Origin of the sequence: Streptomyces sp. JJ36 (genome assembly GCF_021696945.1) — a bacterium.
Taxonomy (GTDB): Bacteria; Actinomycetota; Actinomycetes; order Streptomycetales; family Streptomycetaceae; genus Streptomyces.
The window spans coordinates 17832-34284 of sequence record NZ_JACYHE010000030.1 but is presented as its reverse complement, the minus strand read 5'-3'; the positions used below and the strand labels follow the sequence as shown (position 1 = coordinate 34284).

The window sequence follows — 16453 nt, the reverse complement described above, 5'->3', positions numbered from 1 at the left end:
AGCCGGGCGCACCCGGTGCACCCGGCCGTCCTTCCCTCCTCCCCTGTCCGGCCTCTCGTGTCACAGCGGGCCGGGCTGTCTCGTCTCGGGTGGAGAGAGAGGCTCCGAGGCAGGAGAGTGAGAACCATGCGGGTATTCGTGGCAGGCGGGAGCGGGGCCATGGGGCGGCGGCTGGTGCCGCAGCTCGTGGCCCGGGGCCACCAGGTGACGGCGACGACGACCAGTGCGGCGAAGCTGGACATGCTGCGGCAGCTGGGCGCGGAGGCGGTCGTGATGGACGGGCTGGACGCGGCGTCGGTCGGCGAGGCGGTGGCGGCCGCGCGGCCGGACGCGCTGGTGCACCAGATGACGGCGCTCTCCTTCGCGCACGCCGGCAAGCCCGACTTCCGGCGCCCCGAGCGGTTCGGCGCGGCCACCATCCGGCTGCGTACCGAGGGGACGGACCACCTGCTGGCCGCCGCCGAGGCGGCCGGTGTGTCCCACGTCGTCGCGCAGAGCCTCGCCATCTGGCCCGCCCACCCCGAGCGCGGCCCGGTGACCGAGGAGGAGCCGCTGGCTCCCGAGGAGCTGCCGGCGTCGTTCCGCGTGATGGCGGAGCCGCTCCTCCGCCTGGAGGACGTGGTGGTCAAGGCGGGCGGTGCGGCACTGCGCTACGGCGGGTTCTACGGTCCCGGCGGTGGCATCGAGGACCAGATCGAACTCGTCCGCAAGCGGCGGATGCCGATCATCGGGGGCGGTACCGGCTACTTCTCGTGGATCCACCTCGACGACGCCGCACGGGCCACCGTGCTGGCCGTGGAGCAGCAGGTGACAGGCGTGTTCAACATCGTCGACGACGAACCGGCCCGGGTCAGCGAATGGCTCCCCCATCTGGCCGCCTGCGTGGGGGCCAAGCGGCCACTGCGGATCCCCAAGTGGCTGGCCCGGCTGGCGGCGGGCGAGATGGGGGTGGCGCTCATGACGGAGGGGCGCCCGTACGCCAATGCCAAGGCCAAGCGGGAACTCGGCTGGGAGCTGCAGTACCCCACCTGGCGCGAGGGCTTCAAGGACGAGGTATGACCGGAGGCACCACGAGGGGCATGACCCGGGCCGAGGAGTTCGAGGAACTGCGGCCGCTGCTGTTCGCCATCGCCTACCGCATCCTCGGCAGCGTGAGCGAGGCCGAGGACGCGGTCCAGGAGACCTGGCTGCGCTATCAGGCCTCCCCGACGACGCCGGTGTCCGTCAAGGCCTTCCTCTCCGCGGCGGTGACCCGGATCTCCGTCGACGTGCTGCGCTCGGCCCGCCACCGGCGGGAGACCTACGTCGGGCAGTGGTTCCCCGAGCCGCTGCTCACCGACCCGTACGAGGACCCGGCGCGGTCGGTGGAGCTGGCCGACTCGGTGTCGACGGCGGCGCTGCTGCTGCTCGAGCGGCTCAGTCCGCTGGAGCGGGCGGTCTTCGTGCTGCGGGAGGTGTTCGGGTTCGGTTTCCCCGAGGTGGCGTCGGCGGTGGGGAGGTCCCAGGCGGCGTGCCGCCAGCTCGCGGCGCGGGCGCGGCGCCACATGAACGCGGGCCGCCCGCGGTTCGAGGCGGACCGCCGGGAGCGGGAGAGGCTGGCGGCACGCTTCTTCGACGCGCTCCGGGAGGGGGACGTCGACGGTCTGCGGGAGCTGCTCGCCGCCGACGTGCGCCTGGTCGGGGACGGCGGCGGCAAGGCACCGCAGTTCGCGCACGGCGTCGTCGGTGCCGACCGGGTGGCCCGGGTGCTCGCCTCGAACGTCCCCTGGCTGACCCGGGTCGACGTGACGGTCGAGCCGCACGACGTGAACGGTCAGCCGGGCGCGATCCTCCGCGACCGGGAGGGGAGGGTGCTCGCCACCTGGGACCTGGAGGTGCTCGGCGGGCGGATCCAGGCGATCCGCTCCGTGCTCAACCCCGACAAGCTCGGTCATCTGGGGCCGGTGGCGGACGCCTGGGCGGTCGCCCGCGAGGTGAAGCGGGTGCGCCGGCCCGCGGAGTGACGGCCGGAGCGGTGGTCCGGGGGAGTGGAGGGAGGAGGGCCGGCGGAACGGGGTCAGGCGGTCACCTTGGCGAGGAACGCGGCGAGGTTGGTCACGGTCCGCTGGATCTTCTCCTCGAGGGTGAGCGACTCGTGCAGCCGGGCGCCGGGTCCCGGATCCCGCTTGTCCCGCACATAGAGGGAGCAGGCCAGGTCGCTGCAGAGGTAGGCGCCCACCGAGTCGCCCTGCCGGCCGGCCTTCCCGGCCTTCGGCGCCACCATCAGGGAGACGCCGGCGAGGGGCGCGGTCACGCAGACCGAGCAGATGCTGCGCCGGGCCTGCGCCGGCGCGCCCGCGGAGCAGCGCAGGACCAGGCCCTGGATGCGGCCGTCCAGCTCGGTGACGAGACAGGCGCGGGCCGGGTTCTGCGGGTCGCGCCAGCCGAGGTAGTCCAGGTCGTCCCAGGGGCGTTCGGCCAGGTCGCGCGGGACGGAGAGGCGCTTCGCCGCGCCCCGGGAGCAGTTCACGAACGCGGTGCGGATCTCTTGTTCGGTCAGCGGCCTCATGACTCCGCAGGCTAATTTGCCTAAAGGTATTAGGCAAATGCAATAATGGCTTCCCCGGAGGAGAGGCAGCACATGGCACGGGTGGGACTGACGACGGAACGCCTGACGCAGGCGGGCGCCGAGCTGGCCGACGAGGCAGGCTTTGATCAGGTCACCGTCTCGGCGCTGGCCAGACGGTTCGGCGTCAAGGTCGCGAGCCTCTACTCGCACGTCAAGAACTCTCAGGACCTCCGGACCCGGATCGCCCTGCTCGCCCTGGAGGAACTCGCCGACCGGGCCGCCGACGCCGTGGCCGGGCGCGCCGGCCGGGACGCCCTGACCGCCTTCGCGCACGTCTACCGCGACTACGCCCGGGAGCACCCCGGCCGCTACGCCGCCGCCCGGACGCGCCTCGACCCGGAGACGGCGGCCGCCAGTGCCGGCCCCCGGCACGCCCAGCTCACCCGGGCCATCCTGCGCGGCTACGACCTGCCGGAGCGGGAGCAGACCCACGCCGTCCGGCTGCTGGGCAGCGTCTTCCACGGCTACGTCAGCCTGGAGTTGGGCGGTGGGTTCGCCCACAGCGCCCCCGACCCCGAGGAGTCCTGGTCCCGGGTGCTGGACGCCCTCGACTCCCTGTTGCGGAACTGGCCCACGCCCTGAGCCGTCGCGTGCCCTGGGCTCTCGTGCCGTGGCCCGGGAACCCCGTGCCGCAGGCCGGGTGTGCTCCCCGAGCGCCCCCGGACCCGCCGCGAGCCCCACCGGCCGTACGGGGACCGGAAGGGCCGGCTCGGCCCGCCGGCCGCTCAGTACACCGGCTGCCCGACGCCCAGCATGTTCCCCTCGCTGTCCCGGAACCAGAAGCCGCGCTCGCCCCGCGCCCCCTTGCTCGGATAGTTCCCCTCGACCTCGGCGATCCCGTCGCTGGTCCGGAGTCCCGGCAGATCGACCTCCTCGAACTCCACGCCCCGCCGCCGGAGGTCCGCCACCACCGCGTCGAGGTCGTCGACCTCCCACCCCATCTGGGTGAACGTGCCGGGCGACGCCCCCGCCGACCGGAACAGCGCGAACTCCACGCCGCCACAGCGGTACAGCAGACCGCCGGGCCGCTCGTCGACGGGTTCCAGGCCGAGCCGCTCCGCGTAGAAGCGCCGTGCCCGCTCCAGGTCCTGGGCGGGGAGCCGGGTGGCCACGCGCCCGCGGGCCAGGGGGGTCCGGTCGTCTGCGTCCATGCGGCCACTCTGCCCCCTGCGAGGGCCGGACGCCCGGAGACACACAGAAGACACTGGGGCACGACGGGAAGGGCACCGGGCCGGCGGCGCACCCCGGGCATCACTCCGGCGCTCCGGGGGCGTGGGCGTGTGGCGCGGTCGGAGCCGGGTAGGGCGCCGTTGCGCGCCCGTGAGCGGTCGGGGGAGAGGGCGCGTACGGGTGGGGCCGCGAGGCCACGGAGGCGAGGAGACGTCATGGAGAGCACCGGGAGTGCGGAAGGCGCGGCGAGCACCGGGAGAGCCGAGGGCGCCGCGAGCGCCGGTGGCACCGGCAGCCCCGGGAGCGCCGCGTTCGAGGCCGTGCTGTGCGACCTGGACAACGTGATCCGCTTCTACGACACCGGCGAACTGGCCAGGCTGGAACGCGCCGCCGGCCTCCCCGCGGGCGCCACCGCCGCGGTGGCCTTCGCGCCCGAGCGGGGCGAAGCGCTGATGCTGGGGCGGATCGGCCGGGAGGAGTGGGTGGACGCCATCGCGGCCGGACTCACCGGGCAGGTCCCCGCGGTACGTGCCCGGGCGCTGGGCATGGCGCTGGCCGCTGCGCCGTTCCGGGCCGACGCCGAGGTGCTGGGGCTCCTGCGCGCGGCGCGCGACCGCATGCCCGTGCTCCTGGTGACCAACGCGGCATCGGATCTCGACGAGGACCTCCTCTCCCTCGGCATGGCGGACTTCCTGCCCGGCGTCGTCAACAGCGCCCGTGTGGGCGTCGCCAAGCCCGGCCGCCGCATCTACGAGATCGCCGCCGCACAGGCCGGGGTGTCGCCGGAGCGCTGCCTCTTCGTCGACGACAAGCCCGAGAACGTGGCGGCCGCCGTCGCACTGGGAATGCAGGGCCTGCACTTCCGCGGCGTCGGGGACCTGCGGGAGGTGCTCGCCGCTGCGGCGGCCGGGTGACAGCGGCCCGGGCGGCGGACCCGTACGGGCCCGGGCGCAGGACCGGTACGGGCCCGGCCGCGGCCCGGCTCCGGGGCCGGGCCGCGCGAGGTGGAGCTCCGCGGGCGTCAGCAGCGGTTGGGCACCCCGCCGGTGCTGTCCCCGCTCAGGGCGATCGCCGTCACATAGCCGTTCGGCTTCGGCCAGGTGCGGTCCAGCAGCACCCACTTGCTGCTGGTGTAGCCCTTGTACGTGATCTTCTGGCCGTAGGTCCAGCAGATGGCCGCGTAGGTGTAGCCGTTGTCGACGTGGCTGATGGCTCTGCTGTGCGTGTTCGGCTGCTCCCGGACCTTGGCGTAGGTCCAGGCGTGGACCTGGGTGTTGGCGACGCCGGCCGGTGCCGCGTCGCTCGCCGGCGTCCCCGCCGACGAGTGTGCGGAGCTCGCCCCCGTGCCCAGCGCCAGAGCCCCCGCCGCGACGGCGGCCAGCGCCGCCTTGCGTACCTTGCGCATGTTCCGACTCCTTGTGTCGTACCGCATCGCTCCGGTGGTCGGCCGGAGCGGCATCCGGGAGGTGCCGGCGCGACGCGGGGACACGGCGTGAGCCCCCGTCGCGGTCGACACCGCCCTTCACGCTGCGTAGCAGATCGTAGGCACCAGAATCCGGTGCGTGACATTCCCGGAAGGAGTGAGGTTCAGCGGGGCCCGCCCGGGGAAGCGCCGGTCAACGCAGGTCCAGCCGGTAATGGGCGGCGCGGTGCGTCGGGCGGTAGCCCAGGGCGTCGTTGACGCGGCGCATGGGGGCGTTCTCGTCGGCGGTGTCGGTGCACAGCCCCTCCAGACGGGGGTGCCGCTCCCGGGCCCGCAGGATCACCGCGGCCTTCATCCAGCGCGCCAGCCCGCGGCCCCGGTGCCCGGGCAGCACCGCGGTGCCGTGGTGCAGGCCGTCGCCCCGCCCGTCACCGGGGACGACGAGTTCGCTGAAGCCCGCGACCGTACCGTCCGTGGCGTCCAGGGCGACCACGGTCGAGAGCAGGTCGCCGCGCCGGGCGACGGCCTCGGCGGCCGCACGCACCCGCTCCACGTCCCAGGCGGGCGGGTTCAGCCCCGTCCCACCCATGGGCATGTCGTCCATGGCGCGCCGGGAGGCGGCGAAGGAGGCGGCGAGCGGGGCCGGCACCGTGCCGTCCCAGTACGCCAGCCGGTAGCCCGGGCACGGCTGGGCGGCGAGCCGGGTCAGCGCCGCGGTGTCGGCCTCGGCCAGCGGCAGCCGCGCGTACGTCAGGCCGAGCGCCCGGCGGAAGCCGCGTGCGGCCAGGAAGGCCGCGGCGTCCGACCCGTCCGGGGCCTCTGCGAGCAGGCCGCACCGGCCGTCGGCACGGGCGGCGGCCACCGCCGCGCCGAGCAGCCGGGAGCCGACGCCGCGGCGCCGTTCGGCGGGGTGGACGCGCAGGTCGAGCTCGGCGAGCCGGGACCGCCCGGGGTCGGAGAAGAGCCGGAGAGAGGCCGTGCCGACGGGGTTCCGGGACGGGTCGGTGGCCAGCCAGACCGACCGGCGGGCGGTGGCCGACGGGGCCGGATCGGTGAGCGGCACCAGAGCGACCGGCGCCGCGTCCGTGAGGGCCTCCGGGCCCGCGGACGCGGTGGTCCGCGCCTCCGGTCCGGGTTCCGGGTGCGAAGGTCTCAGCGCCCGGACGCCCTCCGGGGCGGGGCCGTCCGGTGTGGGCTCGGGAAGAGTGTGCGCGGGGGACAAGGGAGCTCCGTAGGGCCGAGGCGTGCTGATGTGCGTCCGGGAACGAGCCCCGCTGCGAGCGTACGCATCCGCTCCACACCCCCTCCGTCCGTACGGCCCCGCCGCCACCGCGTGCGCGGCACGGCGCGACCCGCAGAAGCTAACCGTGGCCCCGCGCCCGCCGCAACGGTTTTCCCCGGACCGCTCCGGCGCCTCCGTGCGCCGCGTCGTGCGCCGCCGCACCGGTCAGGCGGTGAGCCGCCGCACCAGCTCCTCCTTGCCGAACATCTGCGCGGTCTCCACCGCCGAGGGTGTCCCCGCCCGCGGGTCGGCGCCGGCGCCGAGCAGCGCCTCCACCACCTCGTCCTCCCCCTTGAACACCGCTCCCGCCAGCGGCGACTGGCCGCGGTCGTTGGTGCGGTCCGGGTCCGCGCCGCGCTCCAGCAGCGCCCGTACGGCGCCGGGGTGCCCGTGGTACGCGGCGAGCATGAGGAGCGAGTCGCCCTTGTCATTGGTGAGGTTCGCCGGCACCCCCGCGTCGACGTAGGCGGCGAGTGTGTCGGTCTCCCCGTGCCGGGCCAGGTCGAAGACCTTCTGGGCGAGCTCCAGCACCTCCGGGTCGTGCGCGGGCTCGCTGCTCTCGGGCTGCGGGGCGTCGGTCATCGCGTCTCTCCTCCTCGTGCGCTGCTGCGCGGTGCGCGCGCCGGCCGGGCGCCGCCGGTACGGGGCTCGCGGGTTCCCGTACGGGCGCGCGGTGCCCTCACGGGCTCCCCGGGGGCCGGCGCACTGCCCGTGCCGCCCACCTTACGTACGCTTCCAGACATGCCCCTGCGGACGAAGCGGATCCAGGCCGGCGTGGCCGCGGCGCTGCTCGCCGGGCTGGTCGCCTGGGACGTGACGCGCGGCGGCGACAGCACCCCGGAACGCACGCTGCTCGGCTGGGGACTGACCCTGCTCGGGCTCGGTGCGCTGTGGTGGCGCCGGCGCCACCCGGTGCCGGTCGCCGTGCTGGTGCTGGTCTGCACCGCCGTCTACTACCCCTTCGTGACCCGCGACTGGCCGGTGCTCATGGTCGCGTTCGCGTTCATGCTCTTCACCCTGGCCGCCGAGGGCCGGCTCGCGGCGGCCGTGACGCTGGCCGCGGCGGCCATGCTGGGCGTGGTGTACGGCGAGTACGGCCCAGGCGTCGGCGACCGGCACATCGGCAACGTCGCGCTGTTCCTGCTGACGGGCTGGTTCGTGGGGCTGGTCGCCATCGGGCACGCGCAGCGCACCCGGCAGGCGTATCTCCGGGAGACCGAACAGCGCGCGCTCGCCGCCGAACGGGAGAAGGCCGCGGCCGAACGGGAGAAGGCCGCCGCCGAACGGGAGAGGGCCGCCGCCGAACGGGAGCAGGAGGTCCGCGCCCGGCAGGCCGCCACCGAGGAGCGGCTGCGCATCGCCCGCGAACTGCACGACGTGCTCGGGCACCACATCTCGCTCATCAACGTGCAGTCCGCCGCGGCCCTGCACCGGCACGCCCGGCGCGGCAGCACCGCCGGCATGGTGCCCGCCCTGGAGGCCGTGCGGGACACCAGCCGGGAGGCGCTGCGGGAACTGCGCGCCACGCTGGGCGTGCTGCGCCAGGTGGACGAGGCGGCGCCGACGACCCCCGCCGACCTGGGCCTGCACCGGCTGGGCGAGCTCACCGACCGGGCGGGCGCCGGCGGGTTGCGGGTGCGGACGCGGGTGGACGTGCCGGAGCAGCCGCCGCTGCCGCCCGAGGTCTCCCTCGCGGCCTACCGCATCGTGCAGGAGTCGCTGACGAACATCGTGCGGCACGCGGAGGCCCGGGCCGCCACGGTCACCGTGACGCGGGCGGCGGACGGGGAGCTGCGGGTGCGGGTCGAGGACGACGGTGCGGGCATGCCCGTACCGTCGCCCGGGCCCGGCAGCGGGCTGCACGGCATGGCCGAGCGCGCCCGCTCCCTCGGCGGCTCGCTCGCCTGGGGCAACATCACGGACGACGCCGGCGCCGTGCGGGGCTTCCGGGTGGAGGCCCGGCTGCCGGCCAGGGAGGGAGACGCACGATGAGCACGATCCGGGTGGTGCTGGCCGACGACCAGACCCTGGTGCGGGCCGGGTTCCGCTCGATCCTCGAGGACGAGGAGGACATCGAGATCGTCGGGGAGGCCGCCGACGGGGCGGAGGCGGTGCGGCTCGCCCGCGAACTCCGCCCGGACATCGTGCTGATGGACATCCGCATGCCGGACCGGGACGGTCTGGAGGCCACCCGCGAGATCGCCGGGGACGGGCGGCTGGAGGGAGTGCGGGTGGTCATCCTGACCACCTTCGACGTCGACGACTACGTGTACGGGGCGCTGCGCGCCGGCGCCTCCGGCTTCCTGGTCAAGGACACCGAGCCGACGGAGCTGCTGCACGGCATCCGGGTGGTCGCACGCGGCGACGCGTTGATCGCGCCCGCGGTGACCCGGCGGCTGATCGCGGAGTTCGCCGGGCGGGTCCGGCGGCCCGAGCCCGGCCCGCAGCTCAACGCCCTCACCGAGCGGGAGCGTGAGGTGATGCGCCTGGTGGGCACGGGCCTGTCCAACGACGAGATCGCCCAGCGGCTGGTGCTGAGCCCCGCGACGGCGAAGACGCACGTCAGCCGGGTGATGACGAAGCTCGGGGTGCGGGACCGCGCCCAGCTCGTGGTGCTGGCCTACGAGTCGGGGATGATCACGCCCGGCTGGCTGGGGTAGCGCTGCGCGCGCCCGCGCGCAGCGGCACGGAGAGGCGGTCGGCCGGCCCCCGCCTCGGCCCGCGGTCCGTGTACGGGCCACCGCTCCCGGCCCCTAAGGGCCGCCGCAACCCCGGGAGTACGGCGCCCGGCGGCGCGTCGACCCCGGGCGTAGGCGCGCTGTCGCCCCCGGGGCGATGTGCGGGGCGGCGCCCTCCGGCGACCGTTGCGCGGTGGAGCCGTACGCGCCCTCGCGCCGTACGCCGTGCGCGCCCCCGCGCCGTATGTCCCGTGCGCCGCCCGGCGCCGTGCGGCTCCGTGCACCGCCGACGTCCGACCAGCCACGAGGAGCGCACGATGTCCAGCACGTCCACCGGGGCCCGATCCGCGCCGGGCGCCGGCCGGGGCCCCACCGGGGACTCCACCGGAGGCTCCGCCGGGGGCGGCACCCCCGGCCCCGGGATCCTCGAGAGGATCGCCGCCTTCGCCTACCGCCACAAGTGGCGCGCCCTCGTGCTGTGGGCGGCGGTGCTGATCGGGGTGCAGGCCGCCTCCGGCGTGGCCGGCAGCGCCTACCACAACGACTTCTCGCTCCCCGGCACCGAGTCCCAGCAGGCCCTGGAGGTCATGGAGCGGCACGGCGCCGCGCAGGCCGGGGACAGCGTGCAGATCGTCCTCCAGGACCCGGACGGCCTGCGCGACCCGGACACCCGGCAGCAGGTCCGCGGCATGCTCGGCGAGGTCGCGGGGCTCGACTCCGTGGCGCAGGTCCGCAGCCCGTACGAGGACCGCGGCGCCGTCGCGGAGGGCGGGGCCATCGGCTACGCCACCGTCACGCTGGACGGCAAGGCCGAGGAGATCCCCACCGAGGACACCCGCCGGATCATCGACACCGCGCAGCAGGCGTCCGGCGACGGCCTGCGGGTCGAGGTGGGCGGCGAGGCCGTACGGGCCGCCGAGGAGGGCGGCGGCGGGGGCGCCGAGGGCGCCGGGATCCTGGGCGCACTGGTGATCCTGGTCTTCCTCTTCGGTTCGCTGGTCGCCGCCGCGCTGCCGGTGGTCACGGCGCTCTTCGCGGTCGGCAGCACGCTGGGCCTGATCGTGCTGGCCTCGCACGTGGTGACGCTGGCCGACTTCACCCCGCCGCTGATGATGCTGGTCGGGCTGGGCGTCGGCATCGACTACGCGCTGCTGGTCTTCTCCCGCTACCGCGGCGAGCTGCTCGCCGGCGACCCGCGCGTGCCGGGCGACCGGACCGGTGCCCCACACGGGGCCGCCGCCTCCGGTGCCCCGGCCGGTCCCGACGCGCCCGGCGCCGCCGCGCTCCGGGAACGCGCCGCCCGTATCGCCATGGACGCCGCCGGGCGGACCGTCTTCTTCGCCGGCTGCACGGTGATCATCGCGCTGCTCGGCCTCTTCGCGCTGGGGCTCGGCTCGCTCCAGGGCGTGGCGCTGGCGATGGCGCTCACGGTGCTGGTCACCATGGTCGCCTCGCTGACCCTGCTGCCCGCGCTGCTCGCCGTCTTCGGACGCCGGCTGCACCGGGGCGTCGCCCGGCAAGCGGCACGGCGCGCGGCCCGTGGCGGCGACCGGGCGGAGGGTGCCGCCTGGCGCCGCTGGGGTCACGCCGTGCAGCGCCGGCCGTGGGCCGCGCTGCTGGTGGCGGTGGCCGCCGTGGGCGCCCTGGCCGTCCCCGCCGCCGACCTGCGCCTCGGTTTCGCCGACGCGGGCAACGACGCCCCCTCCAGCACCGCCCGCCAGGCGTACGACCTGCTGGCGGAGGGCTTCGGGCCCGGCTTCAACGGACCGCTGGTGGTGGTCGCGGACGGCTCCGGCGAACCCGTCGGCCAGGCCGCGGAGCGCCTCCGTACGACCCTGCTGGACACCCCGGGGGTTGCCGAGGCCTCGCCACCGCTCCCGGCCCGGGACGACGGCGCCGCAACCGTGATCGCCTACCCGGACTCCGCCCCGCAGGCCGAAGCCACCTCCGACCTCGTCGAGCGGCTCCGGGACGACGTGCTGCCGCCGCTGGAGCGGGACACCGGCACGGAGTTCCTGGTCGGCGGGTCCACGGCCGCCGCGCAGGACTTCTCCGCGACGGTCGCCGACCGGATGCCGCTCTTCGTGGCCATCGTGGTCGGGCTCTCCGCACTGCTGCTGATGGCGGTCTTCCGCTCCCTGCTCATCCCGCTGAAGGCCGCGGTGCTGAACCTGCTCAGCATCGGCGCGTCCCTCGGCGTGATCACGCTGGTCTTCCAGCACGGCTGGTTCGGAGGCACGCCGGGGCCGATCGAGGCGTTCATCCCGGTGATGATCTTCGCGATCGTCTTCGGACTCTCCATGGACTACGAGGTCTTCCTGCTCTCCCGCATCCACGAGGAATGGGAACGCACCCGGGACCCCGCCGCGGCCGTCCGCGAGGGCCTGGCGCACACCGGCCGGGTCATCACCGCGGCGGCGGCCATCATGATCGTGGTGTTCGCGGCCTTCATGCTGAGCCCGGAGCGGATGCTCCAGCAGTTCGGCCTGGGCCTGGCCGCGGCGATCCTGCTGGACGCGGTGGTGATCCGCTGCCTCATCGTGCCCGCGGTGATGCAGCTCCTCGGGCGTCGCGCCTGGTGGCTGCCGGGTCCGCTGGCCCGGGTGCTGCCCCGGGTCCGCCTGGAGCACCGCTGAACCCGGGCCCGCCCGGCCCGCCGGCCCCGGGTTCGCCGGGTTCGCCGCGGGCCGCGGGGCCGCCCGGGTCTCCGCCGAGCTCGCCGGCCGCCCACGCCGCGTAGACGGCCGTCACCTCCCCGGCGCCGGGCACCGCGGCCATCCCCAGGGGGCCGGCGGCCCGCGTCAGCAGCCGCGCGACCGTCTCCCCGGTCGCGCGGAGCTGTGCGGTCCGCTCGCCCGGGGAGGCGGTGTCCAGCTTCTGCGCCTCCCGGACCACGTCGGTGAAGACCGACTGGGCGCGCTTGTAGTCGCGGTAACGGGGGAGGTCGGCGGCGATCCCGGCGTCCGCGCCGGGCAGCGCCGGGGCCACCGCCGCCCGCCAGCCCTCGATCGCCTCCCGTTCCTGCCCGGGCGGGTACTCCATCAGATGCAGGTGGGTGGCGAGGTCGTAGAGCGGGTCGCCGATCATGGCCAGCTCCCAGTCGATGGTCCACAGCCGGTGGGCGGGGTCGACGATCAGGTTGGCCCGGTGCAGGTCGCCGTGGAGCAGGCAGAAGGGGCGCGGGGTCAGCGCCTTCGCCTCGTTGTCGAGCCAGGAGCCGGGGGCGAGGGCGGCGTGCGGCACCCCGAGGGCGTCGAACAGGGCGCCGTGACCCGCGCGGCGCCCGAGATAGCACCGGCGGTGCGTGAAGCCGATCAGCGTACGGAAGAAGCTGCTGCTCTGCCCGTCCCCGGCGCGCTCTTCCGGCGCACAGCAGCGTGGGGTGCGGATCCGGTCCGGACGGAGGGCGGCGAGCCGGCGGAACCGGTCGAGCACGGCGTCCAGGCACCAGGCCGGGACGGGCGTGCCCGGAGGCGCGAGTTCCAGGAGCGGGCGCCCCTCGATGAAGTCCTGCAGCAGCAGCGGCTTCCCGGACGCGTCGTCCCGGAGCACCCGGACCGAGGGGACACGGCGGTCGCCCAGCGCGGCCAGCTCCCGCAGCAGCGGCTCCTCCGCCGTGAAGCAGCGCCGGTCGAACCAGAGCACGTCCTCCCGCGGCTCGCTGAACTTGGTGAGCCCCCGTCCGTCCCGGTCCGCCAGCACATGCCAGATGCGGTGATGCCCCTGATACGTGAACTGCTCGGTCATCGGCGGGATCTCGGGTGGGTGGGACGAGCCGGACGCTGGTGATCAAGACGGGTGGAGAAGAGCACGGTATCCCGGGGCCCGGAGGCGCCGCAGGGACAACGCGCAGGTTTGTCACCTGAAGGAGCAGCCCACGCGCCGGGGCCTCGCGGGGCGGGCCCGGCCCGGCGGCGTGCTCCGGCCCCGTCGTTCAGCGGAAGGACGGGGCGGCGGTGACCGCCGTCAGCACCTCCTCCAGTGAGCTGACGACATGCCGGGCACCGGCCGCCCGTAAGGCCTCGCGCCGGACCGGTCCGTGGGCGAAGCCGAGGAACGGTACGCCCGCCGCGGCCGCGGCCTCCAGGTCGGCCACCGTGTCGCCGATCATCACCGCCCGCTCCGGGCGCGTACGGGTCGCCGTCAGGGCGCGTCGCAGGCAGTCCGGATGCGGCTTGAGCAGGCTGACGTCGTGCAGCCGGCCGTGCACCCGGCCGGCGAAGTGGTGGGCGAGGCCGCGCCCGTGGAGGTAGCTCTCCACCGCCTCCTGGGCGTTGTTCGTGGTGACCGCCACCCGGCGGCCGGTGGCCGCCAGGGTGTGCACCAGCCGGTCGGCGTAGGCGGTGGGCAGCGCGGTCCGGGCGGCCACCAGTTCCTCGTCCGCCAGGGCCCGTTCGAGCAGCACGGCGAGTTCGCCGCCCGGCTCCAGCGCGCGGAGGACGACCAGCGGGTCGCCGGACTGCCGCGCTTCGGGGCCGAGCGCGGCCGGCTCGCCGTGCGCGGTGATGAGGTCCCGCATGCGCTGGGCTATGGCCGGCGCCGGATGCCCGGCGAAGAGCCGGCACAGCGGGCCGTCGAAGTCGAACAGCACCGTCTGTGCGGCTCGGAGGAGGTCGTCCATTCAATCGAGTGTGAAGGGGCGGGCGAGGGTTGACCAGAGCGACTCGAACCAGAGCAGCGACTCGTCCACGAAGGCCGCGTCCTGGTCGTCGCGGCGGTCCGGGCCGCTGGAGGAGCGGAAGAGTTTGGTCCGGAAGCCGAACGAGTCGTAGATGTCCACCTCCTCCTGGCCGAACTCCACCGAGTGCTCGACGAGCTGGTAGTAGCCGATCAGCGACTCCCGGCCGTTGAGCAGGTAGAGCTTGTGCACCGGCGTGATGGGGACGGTCCGGATGTCGACGGAGACCTCCGGCACGAGCCCGAGGTCCCGCAGAGCGTGCACCTGGTCCCGCAGGGTGGTGGCGTAGAGCCGTACCTTGCCGTGCGCGCGCTCCAGCGCGGGGTCGGTCCCGGCAGGGTCCCCGGCTCCGGAGACCACCCGGGGGAAGGCCAGCCGGGCCTCCGGGCTGGGCAGCAGCACTCGCACCGAGACCGAGGACGGGGAGAGCGAGCCGCTGGTGATCTGCGGCATGGCGGCGGAGAGCGCCGAGTGCAGGGTCTCCGCGGTCATGGAGAACACGTCGAGGGTGACGTGCTCGGCGGTCAGCGCGGCCCGCACCCGGTCGACGAGCAGCACACCGGCCGGACGGGGCCCCTCCGCTCCCGGCCCCGGGACGGCGGGGGCGGAGACCGTGGCCGGGGCGCCGCGGCCCATGGTGACCAGGCCCTCCTCCTGGAGGATGCCGAGTGCCTGGCGCACCACCGTGCGCTTCACGCCGAACTCGTGCTCCAGGTCCTGCTGGGTGGGGAGGCGGGCGCCGGGGCGGAGTTCTCCGCTGCGGATGCGCCGGCGCAGCGCGTCGGCCACCCGCTCCCGGGGCGGGGTGGTGCGGCCGCCGGTCACGGAAGTCGTCTCAGGGCTCACGACATGACAGTACAACTTCGCGACTTGTCGCGGGAGTTGTCGGTCAGGTGTTTTCAAGTTTGCGCCAACCGGGAATAAGTTCGGTGGAGTTGGCGGCCAACTTCACGAGGGGGGATGGAGTTGGCCGCCACGTGGCACTGGTTTCCCGCCCGTCCGACGGCGTACGGGCGCCCCCCGCACCGCTCGGGGTGCAGGCCCGTCCGCCTGCGCCGGAAGGAAGGAGGGAAACGCCATGCCCGCCCTCGCGATCGTCTTCGCCGTCTTCGTGGTCGGCTTCGAGCAGCTCGTCGAGTCGCACTTCGGGGTGCTCGGGGTCCTCGGCCTCGCGTTCCTCACCGTCGGGTGGCACGCGAAGAACGTCACCTGCAGCTGTGTCGGCGCCGCGGTGCTGACCATGCTTTTCGTACAGTGACCGCCGCGCGGTGACCGCCCTCCCCGGGGTGCCGGCCGGTGGCCCGGTGACCGCCGCGCCGGTCCGCGGTCCCGGTCAGAAGACGTCCGGGCACCAGGGGCGCCGGGCGGTCCGGAACAGGGCGTCGGCCGTCCCGGCGGCGCCCGTACGGTCCTCCGCGACGCGGCCCAGCTCCGCCAGTCGCTGCGCCGACTCGTCACCCAGGAAGAGCGTCCCCAGATCGCCGGCCGTCAGTGTGAGGCCGGCGGCTTCCCCCTGACGGCCGGTGCGCGTGCACGTCGCCCCGTCCGGGCCCGCCTCCAGCCGGTACCGGCCGTCGGCCGGGCCGCCCGGGTCCCGTACGTCGAGCACCAGGGTGCCGGGCACCGGATACGTACGGGCCTCCAGCATCCGCGGCACGTCCAGCGGCCGCAGCCAGAGGAAGTCCGCCACCGCCGTCGGCCGGGCCGCCCGCGGGTCCGGCAGCAGCAGCGGCAGCAGGTCGTCCGGCGGCCGCAGCCCGGACCGGACGGTGGTGACCCAGTCGACGGAGAGCAGGTAGTGCCAGAGCGCCCGCTCGGCCTCGGGCGTGACGGCGATCAGGGAGCGCACGGTCAGGGTGTGGTGCGGGCGCTTCCCGTGCCAGACGTCGTCCGACGTGTAGGCGGCCATCCCCTGCGGCACGCCCGCCGCGTCCCGGTGCACGACGAAGAACGGGAGCCGGAAGCCGTCCTCCGGGAAGCGGAGCCCGCCCGTCTCCCGCAGCCACCAGCGCGCGTCCCGGTCGATGGCGCCCTGCCGGTGCGCCCCGGCGCGGAAACGGTCGTGCAGCTCCGGGCCGATCCGCCGCACCTCGGCGGCGTCGGCCAGTGTGACCCGCCCGGCGGCCGGGTCCGGGCCGGCGTAGCGCGGGTCCAGGCCGGAGCGGGGGACGTCCACCTCGTACTCGGCGGTCCAGGCGGCCGGGCCGAAGCCGTACCGGCCGTAGATCGGGTACTCGGCGGCGATCAGGGTGGAGACCGCGTCCCCGCGCTCCACGGCGGCGTCCAGGGCGCGCGCCGTCATCCGGGAGAGCAGCCCGCGCCGCCGGTGGGTGGGCGAGACCGTGACGTTGGTGACCGCGCAGGAGGGCAGCGCGGCACCACCGGGCACCGTGAGCTGCTGCGGCGTGGTGCGGAAGGTGGCGACGCACCGGCCCTCGTCGAAGACGCCCTGGGTGCGGTCCGGGTCGATCGCGCCGGTCCGCGCCTCGACCTCCTCCGGCGACACCTCGGGGCCGCGGAGGAAGCCGGTGGAGACCGCGCGGAACCAGGCGGGCAGGTCGTCGGGGGTGAGAGTGCGCGGGGCGAGCGGGTCGGACGTCATGAGCCCCACGCT

Annotated in this window: 17 protein-coding genes; 8 read left to right on the top strand and 9 right to left on the bottom strand. The window is 75.2% G+C overall.

Annotated elements, in window-relative coordinates:
- Positions 1 to 126 precede the first annotated feature (126 nt).
- Complete coding sequence (locus HOY81_RS14070) at positions 127 to 1059, top strand: NAD(P)-dependent oxidoreductase (RefSeq protein WP_237320687.1); 933 nt, start codon at positions 127 to 129, stop codon at positions 1057 to 1059.
- Between the two features lie 20 nt (positions 1060 to 1079).
- Complete coding sequence (locus HOY81_RS14065) at positions 1080 to 2003, top strand: RNA polymerase sigma-70 factor (RefSeq protein WP_237320714.1); 924 nt, start codon at positions 1080 to 1082, stop codon at positions 2001 to 2003.
- 53 nt (positions 2004 to 2056) lie between these two features.
- On the opposite strand, the gene HOY81_RS14060 is transcribed toward HOY81_RS14065, so the two are convergent.
- Positions 2057 to 2548: an FBP domain-containing protein gene (locus HOY81_RS14060; RefSeq protein WP_237320686.1), complete on the bottom strand. Its 492-nt coding sequence runs from the start codon at positions 2546 to 2548 to the stop codon at positions 2057 to 2059.
- Positions 2549 to 2620: 72 nt separating this feature from the next.
- On the opposite strand from HOY81_RS14060, the gene HOY81_RS14055 reads away from it, so the two are divergent.
- The gene (locus HOY81_RS14055) at positions 2621 to 3190 is read left to right on the top strand and encodes a TetR/AcrR family transcriptional regulator (protein ID WP_237320685.1); all 570 of its coding nucleotides are present in this window, start codon (positions 2621 to 2623) and stop codon (positions 3188 to 3190) included.
- Positions 3191 to 3333: 143 nt separating this feature from the next.
- On the opposite strand, the gene HOY81_RS14050 is transcribed toward HOY81_RS14055, so the two are convergent.
- On the bottom strand, positions 3334 to 3759 hold the full coding sequence (locus HOY81_RS14050) for a VOC family protein (RefSeq protein ID WP_237320684.1): 426 nt from the start codon (positions 3757 to 3759) through the stop codon (positions 3334 to 3336).
- Between the two features lie 234 nt (positions 3760 to 3993).
- On the opposite strand from HOY81_RS14050, the gene HOY81_RS14045 reads away from it, so the two are divergent.
- Positions 3994 to 4692 (top strand): HAD-IA family hydrolase, encoded by a 699-nt coding sequence (locus HOY81_RS14045; protein ID WP_237320683.1) that lies wholly within the window; start codon positions 3994 to 3996, stop codon positions 4690 to 4692.
- Between the two features lie 107 nt (positions 4693 to 4799).
- Here HOY81_RS14045 and HOY81_RS14040 read toward each other — a convergent pair whose 3' ends face one another.
- From HOY81_RS14040 to HOY81_RS14030, 3 genes are all read right to left on the bottom strand, one after another.
- Positions 4800 to 5183, bottom strand: a complete 384-nt coding sequence (locus HOY81_RS14040; RefSeq protein ID WP_237320682.1) for an SH3 domain-containing protein — start codon at positions 5181 to 5183, stop codon at positions 4800 to 4802.
- 211 nt (positions 5184 to 5394) lie between these two features.
- Entirely contained in the window at positions 5395 to 6267 is an 873-nt protein-coding gene (locus HOY81_RS14035; RefSeq protein WP_237320713.1) for a GNAT family N-acetyltransferase, read from the bottom strand.
- Between the two features lie 381 nt (positions 6268 to 6648).
- A complete protein-coding gene (locus HOY81_RS14030) occupies positions 6649 to 7065 on the bottom strand; it encodes an ankyrin repeat domain-containing protein (protein WP_237320681.1) in 417 nt (138 codons plus the stop codon).
- A gap of 159 nt (positions 7066 to 7224) precedes the next feature.
- On the opposite strand from HOY81_RS14030, the gene HOY81_RS14025 reads away from it, so the two are divergent.
- The 3 genes from HOY81_RS14025 to HOY81_RS14015 all read left to right on the top strand — a co-directional run bounded on the left by HOY81_RS14025 (position 7225) and on the right by HOY81_RS14015 (position 11797).
- On the top strand, positions 7225 to 8475 hold the full coding sequence (locus HOY81_RS14025; RefSeq protein WP_237320680.1) for a sensor histidine kinase: 1251 nt from the start codon (positions 7225 to 7227) through the stop codon (positions 8473 to 8475).
- Entirely contained in the window at positions 8472 to 9143 is a 672-nt protein-coding gene (locus tag HOY81_RS14020; RefSeq protein WP_237320679.1) for a response regulator transcription factor, read from the top strand. Before HOY81_RS14025 ends, HOY81_RS14020 begins: the two co-directional genes overlap by 4 nt.
- A 335-nt stretch (positions 9144 to 9478) precedes the next feature.
- Positions 9479 to 11797 carry an MMPL family transporter gene (locus tag HOY81_RS14015; protein ID WP_237320678.1) on the top strand — a complete coding sequence of 773 codons (2319 nt, stop codon included), beginning with the start codon at positions 9479 to 9481 and terminating at the stop codon, positions 11795 to 11797.
- Here HOY81_RS14015 and HOY81_RS14010 read toward each other — a convergent pair.
- The 3 genes from HOY81_RS14010 to HOY81_RS14000 all read right to left on the bottom strand — a co-directional run bounded on the left by HOY81_RS14010 (position 11697) and on the right by HOY81_RS14000 (position 14685).
- Positions 11697 to 12908, bottom strand: a complete 1212-nt coding sequence (locus tag HOY81_RS14010) for an aminoglycoside phosphotransferase family protein (protein WP_237320677.1) — start codon at positions 12906 to 12908, stop codon at positions 11697 to 11699. The genes HOY81_RS14015 and HOY81_RS14010 overlap by 101 nt on opposite strands.
- 187 nt (positions 12909 to 13095) lie before the next feature.
- Positions 13096 to 13782 (bottom strand): HAD family hydrolase, encoded by a 687-nt coding sequence (locus tag HOY81_RS14005; protein ID WP_237320676.1) that lies wholly within the window; start codon positions 13780 to 13782, stop codon positions 13096 to 13098.
- The gene (locus HOY81_RS14000; RefSeq protein ID WP_237320675.1) at positions 13783 to 14685 is read right to left on the bottom strand and encodes a winged helix-turn-helix domain-containing protein; all 903 of its coding nucleotides are present in this window, start codon (positions 14683 to 14685) and stop codon (positions 13783 to 13785) included. It abuts the gene before it with no gap.
- Between the two features lie 232 nt (positions 14686 to 14917).
- On the opposite strand from HOY81_RS14000, the gene HOY81_RS13995 reads away from it, so the two are divergent.
- Positions 14918 to 15097, top strand: coding sequence for a hypothetical protein (locus tag HOY81_RS13995; RefSeq protein ID WP_237320674.1), 180 nt, complete (start codon positions 14918 to 14920; stop codon positions 15095 to 15097).
- 75 nt (positions 15098 to 15172) lie between these two features.
- Here HOY81_RS13995 and HOY81_RS13990 read toward each other — a convergent pair whose 3' ends face one another.
- Positions 15173 to 16441, bottom strand: a complete 1269-nt coding sequence (locus tag HOY81_RS13990) for a GNAT family N-acetyltransferase (RefSeq protein WP_237320673.1) — start codon at positions 16439 to 16441, stop codon at positions 15173 to 15175.
- Between the last annotated feature and the right edge of the window lie 12 nt (positions 16442 to 16453).

Coding starts and splice junctions, on each gene's coding strand:
- HOY81_RS14070 (WP_237320687.1), top strand. CDS start 127: ATGCGGGTATTCGTGGCAGGCGGGAGCGGGGCCATGGGGCGGCGGCTG.
- HOY81_RS14065 (WP_237320714.1), top strand. CDS start 1,080: ATGACCCGGGCCGAGGAGTTCGAGGAACTGCGGCCGCTGCTGTTCGCC.
- HOY81_RS14060 (WP_237320686.1), bottom strand. CDS start 2,548: ATGAGGCCGCTGACCGAACAAGAGATCCGCACCGCGTTCGTGAACTGC.
- HOY81_RS14055 (WP_237320685.1), top strand. CDS start 2,621: ATGGCACGGGTGGGACTGACGACGGAACGCCTGACGCAGGCGGGCGCC.
- HOY81_RS14050 (WP_237320684.1), bottom strand. CDS start 3,759: ATGGACGCAGACGACCGGACCCCCCTGGCCCGCGGGCGCGTGGCCACC.
- HOY81_RS14045 (WP_237320683.1), top strand. CDS start 3,994: ATGGAGAGCACCGGGAGTGCGGAAGGCGCGGCGAGCACCGGGAGAGCC.
- HOY81_RS14040 (WP_237320682.1), bottom strand. CDS start 5,183: ATGCGCAAGGTACGCAAGGCGGCGCTGGCCGCCGTCGCGGCGGGGGCT.
- HOY81_RS14030 (WP_237320681.1), bottom strand. CDS start 7,065: ATGACCGACGCCCCGCAGCCCGAGAGCAGCGAGCCCGCGCACGACCCG.
- HOY81_RS14025 (WP_237320680.1), top strand. CDS start 7,225: ATGCCCCTGCGGACGAAGCGGATCCAGGCCGGCGTGGCCGCGGCGCTG.
- HOY81_RS14020 (WP_237320679.1), top strand. CDS start 8,472: ATGAGCACGATCCGGGTGGTGCTGGCCGACGACCAGACCCTGGTGCGG.
- HOY81_RS14015 (WP_237320678.1), top strand. CDS start 9,479: ATGTCCAGCACGTCCACCGGGGCCCGATCCGCGCCGGGCGCCGGCCGG.
- HOY81_RS14010 (WP_237320677.1), bottom strand. CDS start 12,908: ATGACCGAGCAGTTCACGTATCAGGGGCATCACCGCATCTGGCATGTG.
- HOY81_RS14005 (WP_237320676.1), bottom strand. CDS start 13,782: ATGGACGACCTCCTCCGAGCCGCACAGACGGTGCTGTTCGACTTCGAC.
- HOY81_RS13995 (WP_237320674.1), top strand. CDS start 14,918: ATGCCCGCCCTCGCGATCGTCTTCGCCGTCTTCGTGGTCGGCTTCGAG.
- HOY81_RS13990 (WP_237320673.1), bottom strand. CDS start 16,441: ATGACGTCCGACCCGCTCGCCCCGCGCACTCTCACCCCCGACGACCTG.